The 13,277-nt window shown below is 35.4% G+C and carries 12 protein-coding genes; 9 read left to right on the plus strand and 3 right to left on the minus strand.

The annotated features are described in order from the left end of the window. Positions 1–407: 407 nt before the first annotated feature. From FTV11_RS16120 to FTV11_RS16145, 6 genes are all read left to right on the plus strand, one after another. Entirely contained in the window at positions 408–704 is a 297-nt protein-coding gene (locus FTV11_RS16120) for a type II toxin-antitoxin system RelE/ParE family toxin (RefSeq protein WP_034583450.1), read from the plus strand. Between the two features lies 1 nt (position 705). Further along, positions 706–996 carry an addiction module antidote protein gene (locus tag FTV11_RS16125; protein ID WP_000241337.1) on the plus strand — a complete coding sequence of 97 codons (291 nt, stop codon included), beginning with the start codon at positions 706–708 and terminating at the stop codon, positions 994–996. Between the two features lie 313 nt (positions 997–1,309). Then, entirely contained in the window at positions 1,310–1,789 is a 480-nt protein-coding gene (locus FTV11_RS16130) for a spore coat U domain-containing protein (RefSeq protein WP_180074422.1), read from the plus strand. Positions 1,790–1,832: 43 nt separating this feature from the next. Continuing rightward, positions 1,833–2,582, plus strand: a complete 750-nt coding sequence (locus tag FTV11_RS16135; RefSeq protein WP_163143588.1) for a molecular chaperone — start codon at positions 1,833–1,835, stop codon at positions 2,580–2,582. Positions 2,583–2,610: 28 nt separating this feature from the next. After that, complete coding sequence (locus FTV11_RS16140; RefSeq protein WP_180002666.1) at positions 2,611–4,956, plus strand: fimbria/pilus outer membrane usher protein; 2,346 nt, start codon at positions 2,611–2,613, stop codon at positions 4,954–4,956. A gap of 20 nt (positions 4,957–4,976) precedes the next feature. Further along, a complete protein-coding gene (locus tag FTV11_RS16145; protein WP_180002664.1) occupies positions 4,977–5,930 on the plus strand; it encodes a spore coat U domain-containing protein in 954 nt (317 codons plus the stop codon). A 14-nt stretch (positions 5,931–5,944) separates the two neighbouring features. Here FTV11_RS16145 and FTV11_RS16150 read toward each other — a convergent pair whose 3' ends face one another. Beyond that, the gene (locus tag FTV11_RS16150; protein WP_179991844.1) at positions 5,945–6,424 is read right to left on the minus strand and encodes a spore coat U domain-containing protein; all 480 of its coding nucleotides are present in this window, start codon (positions 6,422–6,424) and stop codon (positions 5,945–5,947) included. Positions 6,425–6,581: 157 nt separating this feature from the next. Here FTV11_RS16150 and FTV11_RS16155 point away from each other — a divergent pair, with 157 nt between their 5' ends. After that, positions 6,582–6,770 carry a hypothetical protein gene (locus FTV11_RS16155; RefSeq protein ID WP_157799961.1) on the plus strand — a complete coding sequence of 63 codons (189 nt, stop codon included), beginning with the start codon at positions 6,582–6,584 and terminating at the stop codon, positions 6,768–6,770. Between the two features lie 184 nt (positions 6,771–6,954). Here FTV11_RS16155 and FTV11_RS16160 read toward each other — a convergent pair whose 3' ends face one another. Then, positions 6,955–7,434 carry a hypothetical protein gene (locus FTV11_RS16160; protein WP_180074424.1) on the minus strand — a complete coding sequence of 160 codons (480 nt, stop codon included), beginning with the start codon at positions 7,432–7,434 and terminating at the stop codon, positions 6,955–6,957. A 2,610-nt stretch (positions 7,435–10,044) separates the two neighbouring features. Between FTV11_RS16160 and repM the strand changes: the two genes are divergently transcribed. Continuing rightward, positions 10,045–10,974, plus strand: a complete 930-nt coding sequence (gene repM / locus FTV11_RS16165; protein WP_180022971.1) for a replication initiation protein RepM — start codon at positions 10,045–10,047, stop codon at positions 10,972–10,974. 78 nt (positions 10,975–11,052) lie between these two features. After that, the gene (locus tag FTV11_RS16170) at positions 11,053–11,583 is read left to right on the plus strand and encodes a plasmid replication DNA-binding protein (RefSeq protein WP_180022972.1); all 531 of its coding nucleotides are present in this window, start codon (positions 11,053–11,055) and stop codon (positions 11,581–11,583) included. Between the two features lie 206 nt (positions 11,584–11,789). Here FTV11_RS16170 and FTV11_RS16175 read toward each other — a convergent pair whose 3' ends face one another. Next, entirely contained in the window at positions 11,790–12,977 is a 1,188-nt protein-coding gene (locus tag FTV11_RS16175; RefSeq protein WP_180074426.1) for a DUF4268 domain-containing protein, read from the minus strand. Positions 12,978–13,277: the final 300 nt, after the last annotated feature.

The raw sequence follows: 13,277 nt of genomic DNA on the forward strand, positions 1-13,277 counted from the left end.
CCGAGTCGTAAAGCTCAGAAAGCTGTTATTGAACAAAGATATTTAAATCCTGTTCTTGACTCTTGCAGTTAAAAACAGGACATTTTAAATGGTTTATCGCATAGACATTTTAATTGGTGAATAGCAGCTTTTTAAAATATCTTTGTTTTTCATATAGTTAAAAAATTTTCATCCCCCTGAAAAACAACAAAAAACTGACTTGGAAACAAGTCGGCTTTTTTATGCGCAGTTTTGATATATTCTGCCAATAAAATTGATCAATATTTAATCAAATTGTCATTTTTCTCTGCGTTATCAAGACAGCGCTGGCTTAAATTATCCCCAATTTCTGCGGACAACTCTTGGGATAAAAATCTTGCATTATGTATTCGATCGAATACAATATAGTGAGAAGAAAAGGAATCCTCATGATTGAAATTAAACGTCTACCAGAATTTGATGAATGGTTGGATGGCATTAAAGACAATATGACCCGCATTCGCTTGAATCGCCGATTAGATAAGGTTCAACGTGGGAACTGGGGAGACATTAAACCTCTCCAAGATGGTGTTTGGGAAATGAGAGAGTTCTTCGGTTCAGGATGGAGGATGTATTACATCCAACATGGAGACGTAGTGATTGTAATGCTTGGTGGCGGAGATAAATCAACTCAACAACAAGACATCAATCGTGCAGTCAAATTATCAAAAACGTTGGAGGATTAAAATGGTTAAAGTAGCTGATTTACCAAGTTTTGATATGGCTGAGTCACTCAAAACTGAAGAAGATATTGTAATGTACCTCAATATGGTTCTTGAAGAAAATGATCCTGCTGAATTAGCGCACGCACTTGGTGTAATTGCTAAAGCAAGAGGTATGACCCAAATTGCGAAAGAAGCAGGTATTGGACGAGAAGCCCTTTACAAAGCACTTCGTCAAGATTCAACGCCTCGTTTTGATACGATCAACCGTGTTGTGAATGCTTTAGGTTTAAAATTGACAGTTCAACATACTTAAAATTTAAAAAATATAATAAAAAAAAATGGGAGTTTAAGGCTCCCATTTTTTATTATATAACGCCCATTCCATTGAATCAAAAAACTTAATTTCAATATGCCTCATTATTTTATAAAAAGTAGAGTAATGACGAATACATTTAATAATGCTGAATGGCTGGTTAAAAAAAACTTGAAAAAAATATAAAAAGTGATAAATTTCACACTTATTTTTATAGACGTGATTTTAATACCTATAAAAAATAAAAGGTGAAAGCAATGTTATTTATGACGATTGCTTTTGGGCTATCGGATTTAATACTTGGAATTCTTAAATGAAAAAATTTATCACTACTGCATTATTAGTATCTACTAACTTACTTTTAGCTGGACAAGCAAGTGCTGAAACACCAGCAGCAGGCACACAGCAGGCACAAACAACTTTTGATGTAAAAATTGAAGTTCTTTCTACATGTTCTATCAATGCAACAGAGATTGATTTTGGTAAAGTAAATAGCGGTAGTGTTGCAAGTGATAAAACAGGAACCCTAAATGTAACTTGTACAAATCAGACACCCTACCGTGTAGGTCTTTCAGGTAGTGGTAAGATGAAAAATGAAAAAGATGAATCATCAAGTATTGCTTATGAGTTATTCCAAGATGGCGATACGCCATGGGATAACGATAAAAATAAATATTCAAACAGTGGTTCAGGTAACGTAGAAGCAATCCCTGTAATTGCTAAAGTCGTTGGCTCAACAAATGTTCGTGCAGGCAACTATAAAGATACAGTTACAGCCACGGTAACATATTAATATTTGTTATCGTAAAGATATTCTTCATTTAAAGGATATCAATATGAGAAATACGATACGTTGCTCTAATCTACTACGTAAGTACAGTTTAGTTTGTTTAGTAACGAGTATTTTTATGATACAGGCGCATGCTGCAAGCTTGCAGGTTGCGCCTATTTTATTAGAGTTTTCCCCTCAGGAAAAAGTTAAAGAGCTTTGGTTAACCAATACAGGAAGTGACGAAATTCGGGGCCAAGTCCGAGTAAATTATTGGACACAAAATAATAATCAAGATGTTATTACACCTACAAAAGATCTGATAGCAAGCCCCATGGTATTGACTATACCTGCTGGGCAAAGACAATTAGTTCGCTTGATTCGTAGCGCAAATAGCAATCTTTCATCTGAACAAGCCTATCGACTCATCGTCGATGAATTACCTAATCCAAAAACTGAAGAGAAAAGCGGGTTGCAGCTTTTGCTGAAATATTCGATCCCAGTTTTCTTTAAAACATCACATATAAATGCTGTAGATCAAGGCTTAACTTCTTTAAAAGGCATGACATTTAAATATACGGATCATCAATTACTAGTCATCAATCAAACTACAAGTTATAAGCGTTTTAGCCAGTTTGCTTATGTAGATTCTCAAGGTAAAAAGACACCAATTCAAATGGGACTGATGGGCTATGTTCTAAATGGTCAGAGTATGCAATGGCCTATCCCTAAACAACTGAATATTCAACCGACTGGAAAATTTGTTGCTGTTGTGAACATGGATGTACGTGAACAAATACTTCAATTAGCACATTGATGTATTCATCAATTTTGGAGTGGTTTTTGTGAGTGTACAGATTAGTGATTTGCTATTTGCAGGAGCAATCATTGCAGTGGCACCTAATACACTTGCACAAGTCAACGATCCAAAACTGATTCAAAATATGCAGCAAGATTTATATTTAGATGTCGAACTAAATCAATCAGCACAACCAGAAATAGGACATTTTTTACAACAAGATAAACAGCTTTATATAGATGTGACATCATTAGACAAACTCTCAATTCAAAGTAGTGCTCCTCAAATCTTGGTTGACCAAACAAACTATATTTCTTTAGATGCTATTAACGGGCTAAGTTATCAATATGACAATCTAAACCAGAAAATCACCATACAAGTCCCTATTGAATTATTAAGTGCAAAAAACCAATATAGTTATCAAGCTAAATCTGTAGCAACGGTTAATCCCCAGCAAGAAAGACAAGGCTTACTTTTAAACTATACGGCTTTTGCACAACAAACTGATGATCATTTTTCATTTAATGGATGGAATGAACTTCGTTATTTTGGTCTATTCAATGGTGTACTGAGTATTTCAGGTAATTATCAATATCAAGATAATCAGTTTACTGATCGTCAAATTCTAGATACGTATTGGGAGAAAGACTTCCCAGAGCAAATGCTTCGTTTACGTTTGGGCGATGCGCAAAGTGATGCTTTAACGTGGACACGCTCTACTCGGATTAGTGGTCTAAGTTTGGCTAAAAATTTCGCATTACAGCCTTATACGGTTACAACCCCATTAATGAGTTTTAAAGGGCAGGTTGCACTCCCTTCACAGATTGACCTTATCATTAATGGAATCAAGCAATCATCACAGAATGTAGTGCCAGGGCAGTTTGATATTCAAACTACACCGAGTATTACAGGTGCTGGCAATGCACAAATGGTCATTACTGACATCAATGGCCAACAACAAGTCCAAAATTTTTCACTCTATCGCGCAAATCACTTACTGGCACGGGGTCTAAATGATTGGTCATTTAACCTTGGTTATCCTAAATTAAATTATGGCATATCTTCATTTGATTATGCTGATGATTTAGCATTAAGTGGTAGTTATCGTTATGGATTAAGCAATACATTGACTGTTGAGACCCATACTGAGTTGACTGAAAAGTTACAGCAAGTGGGGCTAGGTGGTGTTTACCAATTAGGGAGACAAGCTGGTCAATTCAATGTCTCTTATGCCCATAGTTATACACCTGAAAACACGGGACAGTTGCTTGGATTCGGTTATAGTTGGAACTCAGCATTGTTTAGCTTAAATTATAATGGATTACGTCAATATGGGCAGTTCAGTGATATCGCTAGTTTAAATGATGCTTCATATGCAACCCAATCCAATCAATTTTACATGGGCTTAAATACGAAGTTTGGTCAGTTAGGAGGGAGCTATATTCAACAAGAGTATAAGGATCAGTCCAGCAACGAATATGTTCTATTGAACTGGTCTTATATTTTCCCTCGACGAATGAATCTGAATTTAAGTTATAGCAGGGACTTACTAAATAAAGAAAATAGTTACTACCTGTCCTTTAATATTCCATGGGCGAAACGGAATTCAGCAACTATCACAGCTCAACGTAGTAATGATCAAAATCAACTTAGCCTGAACGTCTTACATTCTGTGGATCAAGACCAAGGTGGTTTCGGTTGGCAAGCAAGGGCCAATCATACTGAGTTATACTCACAATTTCAGGGGCAACTGGATTATTTAAGTCGTTATGGCTTGGCCCAACTTAACGTTCAACATACGACCTCAGACCAAAGTAATACCAGTATTTATGCTTCAGTGAATGGCGGGGTTGTACTATTGAAAGATGCTATCTTACCTAAACGCCTAAGCAGTGGTTCATTTGCTATCGTTTCAACAGATCAAATACCTGATGTGCCTGTACGACTAGAGAATCGTTTAATTGGTAAAACTAATAAAAAAGGTTATCTACTACTCGATTATTTGAACCCTTATCAGAATAATAGTATCGCTATAGATACGCTTGATTTGCCAATTAATCTAAAAATTGAAAAAACGCAACAAAATGCTGTACCACGCCAATCGAGTGGCGTTTTTGTACAATTCCCGATGTATCAAGTGAAATCTGTGCAACTTCAAGTAGTAGATTTACAGGGACAAAATGTGAACGTGGGAACTTCTGTATGGCAAGAAGAACCGATTCAGCAACAACAACCCACAACTATTGTGGCTCACGATGGAGTTGTGTATATCGATAACCTAAAAAATAATACACTTTACATAGGCAATCAACTTAAGCAGTGCCGAGTGATACTGCCTGAACTTACAACATTAAAAGGTTTTAGTGATTTGGGGCGAATGGTATGTCAATAAACTGCAATGACTTGTTTAAAATGAGTGATTCAACGAAATATTTTATTTATGCAAGTTTATTCTTACTAGTATCTATTCTTTTTTGTTTACCTGCTTATGCTAGTAGCTGTTGGTTAGGGCAGTCTGCAACGTTAAGTTTAGGAACATCAAATGCTCAAGGCTCAGCACTTGTTTCAACAGATGTTATTGCTGACTGTTACTTTAATTCAAACCAGCCTGTAACGTATAAGCTATGTTTAGTGGCTGATAGTTTTGATCCCGCAGGTAGTACTCCTCGAAGTATGATTATTTATAATCCTGTAAGAGCATTACTCAATTATGAATTATATTCTGATGCAGCAAGAACATTTAAGATTCCTGATTCAGAACGTAAAAACCAAGCACAATGCCAAACTTTCCAGTTTGAAGCAGGAACTGGAAATGTCAGTACTCGGCTTAAACTATATGGTCAGGTGTTGCCTGGACAGAACGTACCAGCAGCATACTATCAAACGAATAGTATTGGATTGAAACTTTATTCTGCATACAAGGTTGGATCAGAAGTACCAACGGATACAGAAGCCCTTGCAAATTCGAATACTGGTAATAATAATTTAATTGTTAACTCATATTATGAAAATAGTTGCTTAATTCAGTCGGCAACAGATATTAACTTTGGTGCGGTTGACCAACTGAAGACACCGTTAATAAGCTCAGGAAATATACAGTTAGCCTGTCCCGTTGGCACTATTATGCAAGTCAGTTTAAATAATGGCATCAATGCGCAGGGCACACAAAGAAGAATGAGAAATGCTTTAGGAAACTATATCCGATACAACCTTTCTAGGAACGCACACGATGATCAACCTTGGCAAGGTAATACCTTTTACTCTGTAGATAATCATAATATACCTGTATATGCAACGGTTCCAGCTCAACCCATCAGTAGTACTGGGCAATACTCTGACACGATTACAGTAACTCTAACTTATTGATTTTTATTTTAAAATTAATAGGTAACCGTCGCAGTTACTGTGTCACTATATTTCCCAGCAGGAACATTAGCATTGGGAACCTTACCCCAAATCTTAATATTTTGTGTTTCCCCTGTCCCCTGTTGTGACAAACGATTGTCTGCAATATTGCCCCATTCTTTGCTCATGGCAACATCTTGATAAAGCTGATAAGGAATTTGTATGGAAATATCATTGGCATGCTTCAAACGACCATCACTATTTAAAGCAATATTATAGGGAGTACCATTAGTACAATGAACATTTAAGCTCCCTGTCGCTTGAACATTCTGTGCATTACGAGTCACAGTCCCAAAATCAATATCCGAAGAGCCTCCTGCTCCAATCTCACAAATTTCTGTAACTTGCATTTTGACTTGAAACTGTGTGGATTGACGATCACTCATGGTATATGCGGAAACAGAGACTACAGCTAAAATTACAAAAGAATATTTAAAAATTTTCACTTGACTCATTTACCATAATTTCAACCTATTAACTCCATTAAATATTACATAGTTTTTTAAGAAATAATATATAGTTAATAGACTTCCGTCATAAATCAAAAAACGTACAATTTATTTGATCTTAAATTAATCAGCAAACTTATTTAATTCAAAGGATAATCCTTGGATGAAATTCAAAGATATTCAAAAATTATCAGACGTTAAGTTTCGTAGGCTTACCGGTGTTAGTTGGGCTACATTTAACCTGATGTTGGCCGAGCTAAATAAGCAGTTACCTCGTCATATTGGTAAAGGACGACCGCATAAATTACCGTTGGAAGATCGTTTGCTCTTATGTATAGGCTTTGTTGCATAAATATTTTGCAAAATACTTATTTTTAAGGAGTTTAAGAAAATTTTAATAAAAAATAAGTATAATAAAATCATAGTTTTAGGTATTTTTGCAACAAAGCCTCTTAGAAATAAAAGAGCATGATGTTTTAAGTATTTAACATAAAATCTCTTATACGAAATTAACTCTCATAGTGACTATCACCATCCTAAGCTTTCTCAGATAGATATTTTTTCAATCTCAATTTTAATTTTTTAGGATCTATCTCATTCTTCGCTGAAAATCCAAACTTAAAGCATATGTATTCACCAACTAAGACCCAGCTGGGCTTAAGAAATCTAATCGTCTGATAACTGAATTTTTCAGCTATTTCACAGAGAATTAATAGTAATTTAATAGATACATCCAGATGACATAACTCTTTTCGAAAATCCATCTGTTCGATAACGATTTCTTTTTTATTTTCAGAATTCCAAAGCGTGCCGAACCTTATAAATAAGCTATCGATATCACGCTTACTAGATGACACAGAGATTGACATAGCTTTTTCATAAAATTCAAAGTTATTCCCCAAAAATTTTGGACGAGAATCTACTCCGATCACGCGATAGAAAAAGTTATCAATCAGACCGATAATGAACATTTTTTCATCTCCTCCGATCAGTTTTTGGTTATTACTAAAAGACATCTTAGTCACCCTGAAAAGCATCAATCTAACAGCTCAAAAACTCAATGTAAACTGTTGATTATAAAGAATTTGATGTTTAAGAAACTATTGGGTTTTAACATAATAAAACGTTAAAAAAAGACTTTTATTTTTAGATATTGAATCATTAAGAAAATGATCCATGCTCTTTATATATTTGAAAATAAAGAAATAAAAAACAATTGGTTATTTTTTATACAATTTCAATTTTTAACTTGTTGTTTTTTATACATTAAAAAAATCTTTGCCATAACTATAAAAGTACCCCTTTGAAACATATATTTTTTATTGACTATTTTTGAGTAAATTTCATTCTAACTAGCTGTTTAATGGCAGAAATATAAATAAGAGTTCCCGAAATCAGTGGGCGCGTAAACATCTGAAAATTTGCCAGCTCGAAAAAAGCTTGAGACGATGGCATTGCCAAAATATGAAATGAGCTTTGTTGTGTTAATCGTGCAACGAGCAAAACTTTCTAAGCTTTGTTTTTTTCTCGGTCCGTGTGCATGAAACAGCCATTTCATGCTAAAGACCGTGTAGCTGCATACGTGAGAAATCTAGTTGGTGCGGCTGCGAAGGGCACTGGACAGTGAGATTCTGTTCTTTGACCCAATCACTCTTATTCTGTTTGTGACGTATGAAATCGTGGTGGGCAGATAAATAGTTGGGCGACACTGAAACGGGACCCTTGGTGACAAGGGCAAACCCTGCTTAACAGAGAGTGTGAGTATCTTCAAGGAATGATAGATGCGTTAGGAACACACGTTTTTAGCTTCAATTCCTTAACAGGGCTAAATGCGTTGCATACTGGTGGGCTTATGAGAGTATCGCGAGGTACTAGGGGCGTGAGGAGAAATCTAGAACGCTTGGTACATTTCGGTTGGCCGAATTGACTTGTCGTGATGACATATTCGGTTGGCTGAAATGATCTATGGATAGCTCAAGCCAGTAACGGTGACACTAAGGAGATAATATCTTGTGTTATTAATTTTGGATTTATTCATTATTAATAATTGTTTTCTTTATATTATTACGCATGTTGCTGTATGTAGGTTAAGTGCTTTACCCGTAATGAAATTTAATATCGGTTAATAATGGGAGTTTTTGGAACTCTTATCCCAAAAAAAAGGAATAGCTGATATCAAATGGAACGGATAAGCGTACTGACCGTCTATTTCAATAGAAATAGACAAAGACTGTTAACGCTAAAGTGGGAATCTCTCAAGCCAATTATTAGATGTGGTGGCTCCAGACTATAGGCTTTTAGACCGAAAACATTCCGCGAGGATGCTATAAGGACTGATTTATGAGAGAGGGAGAGTTGCTGATTAGGTTTATTTCGGATTTATCCGGATTAATTAGGTCACTTCGAGCGAATAAAAACGTAAGGGGTGGGTGAACGAAAGGCAATACGGTGCATAACCGGGCTGAGAAAACAAAGTTTATCAGGTGAGAGGTGTGGCAACCTCGGCCGCTATGAAATGCGGCAAGCCTGTTTGGCACGGAAGAAAGTGAATAAACGTTAAACATCCTGATGTAGCGGTCGGATGAATAATATTTCATGAGTAATCATTAAGAAAAAGTGCGTTGGTTACGTTGAAGTTTGCGCTTTGAAATCACCCAGTTGTTCCGGAGACGGATCTGCTGCTGACTGATTTTTGCGATGATGCAGCATGCTGCTAGTGGGATGATGTTATATAAAATCGAGATTGTGGAACTAAAACACAATTTGAAGTGTGTACTTTGTGATGTGTAGAAGTCAGGGCCAGCTTAGTCTTGATGGAGGATCCATGAGAGTCGCTTCCACTGGAAACAGTGAAAATGTCGTAAGTTGATAACTACGAGTTCGTTCTAGTCGCGAACTCAATAAATGATTAGCGTTAAGCGCGTTAGTTTCGTGAATTTGAACACGACAAATCAAAAAACAAGGCGGTCTCCTTAGGAGGCCGCCTTACCTTTTCCTGAAAGCTCATCATTTGCGTTTTAAGCACGTTTTCCTCATAGACATAGGATTCACATTAGTAATCATTGAAAAATCGCGCATACCCCCTATTTTTTGCGTTAAATCGTTATATCAGAGCGAGTGTCTACGAGCGAACATTGAAAAGTCGCGCCTAGACTCTCTGAAAAACAATTTTTTAGTATCAAAATCTCAAAAACAGTAAATCACTTACAGAAAAGTGATTTCTAGACCGAGCGAAGCGAGTAAAAAAACTTATGAGCGAAGCGAATTCATTGTTGCTTTTGTTTTTTATTAAAGTCACAACAAGATTAGGCAAAAAATTGCCCCTCGAATCGAGCGAAAGCGAGATTCAATAGAGTTTGAGCGTAGCGAAAACATAGGGCAATTTTTCATTTGAAAGGCTTTTAATTATTTTTAATGTTTTTAAATGTTTTTAGATAAGCTGAAAGCGTTTATACAAAAGGGTTTCCTCGGTTATATAGCAACGTTTCCTCGGTTATATAGCAACGTTTCCTCGGTTATATAGCAACGTTTCCTCGGTTATATAGCAACGTTTCCTCGGTATTTGACAACAGATTTTTATTATGTTGTTATAGCAACATAATAAAACCGTTGCTATATAGAACAACATGACAGACTTAGTCGTAAAATCAAACAAACTTGTTCAAGCCTTACAGACTCTAACCTTAAGTGAAACTCGTCTTTTACAGCTTGCTATTGTAGATGCTCGAGAAACAGGACAAGGTTTATCAACTGATGAACCATTAGAACTAAGTGCCATTAGATATGCGAAAGCTTTTAATGTTTCTCCAGATGCTGCTTATTTAGCTTTAATTGAAGCAGAAGACTCACTATTTAAGCGACAATTCACAATTACAAATGAAGATGGAAGTCTAACGAAAAGTCGTTGGATTCAAGATGCAAACTATAGAAAAGGTGAAGGTCGAATTCTCGTTACATTAACGCGTGTAGTTATCGAACATGTCACTAAAATAGATGGGTTTGAACAATATTTCACAAGCTATCATCTACGAAAAACATCTGAATTTAAAAGCGTCTATGCAGTTCGTCTGTACGAATTATTAATGCAGTGGAAATCTATAGGGAAGACCCCTCTTTTTGAATTAAATAAATTCCGTAGCCAATTGGGTATTGGTGTAAACGAATACACCAGAATGGAAGCATTTAAGAGACGTGTACTTGATATTGCTATAGACCAAATTAATGAGTTTTCAGATATCAATCTGAAGTACGAACAGCATAAAAAAGGACGCTCAATTTCAGGTTTTTCATTCAGTTTTAAACAAAAGAAATTAACTCATGAGCATATCGAGAGCAAGAGAGATCCTAATACTTTAGATGCCTTCTCAAAAATGACCGATAAACAACGCCATTTTTTTGCTAATAAACTTTCCGGACTACCAGAGATGGGACGATATTCAGAAGGTACTGAGAGCTATCAGCAATTTGCTTTACGTATCGCTGACATGCTTCAAGACCCCACTAAATTTGAAGAGTTACATCCTTACCTTCAAAAAGTCGGGTTTAAAGCTGCCTAAATTATAGACTTGATCATTTGTCTATTAGACAGTCTAATAGACAATCAATTTTGACAAGTTTAGGCATAGGTTTACAGCATGAAAACCCTTACAGTTCTTGAACTTTCCAAGCTGTACAACATCAATAGACAAACAATTTACAACAACATAAAGAAAGGAATTTTAAGTAAAAATTCTGATAATAAGATTGATCTAGCAGAAGCCATACGCGTTTTTGGGGAACCAGTTAAAAAACAGGATGTAAAAGAACCTGTAAAAATAGACAGTCCAAATTCGGCAGAAGTTTTACTGCTTAGACAACAAATAGACATGCTAAAAAATCAGCTTGATGATGCCAAAGATCGGGAATCTTTCTATCAAAACCAAATTGAAACGATGCAACGCCTATTAGAAGCCCCAAAACCTAATATGACTACGTTTACCGATCAAGAACCAGTACAATCAAGCATGGTCAAAACAGATCCCGATCTGGACACAGCAGAACCGAAACATGACGGATTGACTACTCCGGAGCAGACAGAAAATAAGCGAATTCCAGTGCCGGAGCACGTTGAACAGGAACCGGAAAAAAGAGGCTTTTGGAGCCGTTTTTTTAGACCCTATGATTAACCACGATTGTTTAACTGATATGAACAAAGTTGTGGAACTTTGATCAAAGAATAGGCGTGGAACGTGAAAAATCATAAAAAAAGCCCAAACAGTGATGTTTGGGCTATAAACTTTGAAATAAGTATTTGAATTTCAAAATAAATTATAACACATTTCGTATAACGTGTATTATGTTAATTTTAGAAACACTTTAAAATTAGTAAATATTAACTGATATTATTTAAAGCTTTGTAAGCTTCACCTATTAATGGCTTAAATGCTTTTTCTAACCTTTCTATATTTTGCAAATGCCACTTAAAATGTTGTTCCCAAGATGTATTATCATATCCATCTACCATTATTGATAATTGGATACGGGATGATTTTTTATCATCTAAACGTAACCACTCCAAAGGTTGTCCAAATACTTCTTCAATTTGCTGTTTATGCTTACTAAAAAAATCAAATAATAGTTTGTTCTCTTCTGCATTTGAACGCCCCATAGCAAATTCGACTCTTAGCTCTTTTTGTAAAAAAAGTAGTGTATATGCACATCCTGAGATACCAGAACCAGTATTAAGCCAATGATCACTTTTTGGACTTATATTGTTATATAAACGATTATTAAATTTTGAAAAATATTCTAATAATCCTTCCCAATATTGATATCGAATATCAGTTTTATCAGTGCGTTTAATCTTAACTGAAACTTCCGCGGCATCTTTCCTATTTAAACGCACCATATATTCAGAAGCTTCTGGAACAGGAATAATTTGTTGGATTTGAACTAAAAGTTGCCCATTTAATACATATGGGGAAACTTTGACACATTTGACGTCAATACCGCGTTCGATCAACCATAATGCTGTACTAGTAACTTCTCGTCTAAATTCGCCTGCTACTAAAATTATACGCTGGCTATTTCCTAAATTAAGTGTAGGTATTTCCGCATCTAGTTCTTGATTTTCGCCAAGGAATCTTTGAATAAGTAACTTTACTGTATGCTTAATTTGATCTAAATCATATGCATTATCATCAAGTTCTAGATATCTAGGCTTGTATTTAAGCAGATACTGTTCAAAAACATTTTCAATATCTTCTACAGTGAAAGTAGCAACATAAGAAGCATATTTGATAGCTTGCCAAACTGCATCACGTCCACTTTCATCTCTTTTATTCTCAATAAGAACTAATCTACCTTGGGTATCTAATGCTAATAAATCTAGACGTTCCCCTGTACCATCAAAACCTGAGAATTCTTTCTGAATAATTAGAAGCTCTTCACCTAAAGCTTTAGGATGACTAACTAGCCACTCTTGTAAATCATAGCGTTCTGTCAGTTGTTGTTCACTTAGTTTTGTTCCACCAAGTGGCATTAATACTTTCTTATCTGTATCTACAGTAAATAAACTCATATCGCTTCCAAATGTATATGCTTTTAGCTATTAAAATCAGCTTAAGCACCTTTCAATTTTAGATAATACAAGCATTTATCTATATATTATGCAAAGCATAATTAGATTATTTCTAATACGTCTAGAATCATAAAATTCCTCCATTTAACATAATAGAGGTTATACGAAATGCTTTGTTAGAACCCATTTAAAGTGTCTATATTCTCACCAATAAAAATGTCTGGTTTATGATGATTTTTATCACCATGGACTGGATATAAAATATAGATGCTGATCACTATGTCTGACAAAGAAATTCAA

Source organism: Acinetobacter sp. YH12231, assembly GCF_013417755.1.
Lineage (GTDB): Bacteria > Pseudomonadota > Gammaproteobacteria > Pseudomonadales > Moraxellaceae > Acinetobacter > Acinetobacter amyesii.

Bases quoted from the DNA above. Each gene is read 5' to 3' on its own strand.
- FTV11_RS16175 (WP_180074426.1), bottom strand. From the start codon at position 12,977: ATGAGTTTATTTACTGTAGATACAGATAAGAAAGTATTAATGCCACTT.
- FTV11_RS16130 (WP_180074422.1), top strand. From the start codon at position 1,310: ATGAAAAAATTTATCACTACTGCATTATTAGTATCTACTAACTTACTT.
- FTV11_RS16150 (WP_179991844.1), bottom strand. From the start codon at position 6,424: ATGAGTCAAGTGAAAATTTTTAAATATTCTTTTGTAATTTTAGCTGTA.
- FTV11_RS16135 (WP_163143588.1), top strand. From the start codon at position 1,833: ATGAGAAATACGATACGTTGCTCTAATCTACTACGTAAGTACAGTTTA.
- FTV11_RS16120 (WP_034583450.1), top strand. From the start codon at position 408: ATGATTGAAATTAAACGTCTACCAGAATTTGATGAATGGTTGGATGGC.
- FTV11_RS16145 (WP_180002664.1), top strand. From the start codon at position 4,977: ATGAGTGATTCAACGAAATATTTTATTTATGCAAGTTTATTCTTACTA.
- FTV11_RS16125 (WP_000241337.1), top strand. From the start codon at position 706: ATGGTTAAAGTAGCTGATTTACCAAGTTTTGATATGGCTGAGTCACTC.
- FTV11_RS16170 (WP_180022972.1), top strand. From the start codon at position 11,053: ATGAAAACCCTTACAGTTCTTGAACTTTCCAAGCTGTACAACATCAAT.
- FTV11_RS16160 (WP_180074424.1), bottom strand. From the start codon at position 7,434: ATGTCTTTTAGTAATAACCAAAAACTGATCGGAGGAGATGAAAAAATG.
- repM (WP_180022971.1), top strand. From the start codon at position 10,045: ATGACAGACTTAGTCGTAAAATCAAACAAACTTGTTCAAGCCTTACAG.
- FTV11_RS16155 (WP_157799961.1), top strand. From the start codon at position 6,582: ATGAAATTCAAAGATATTCAAAAATTATCAGACGTTAAGTTTCGTAGG.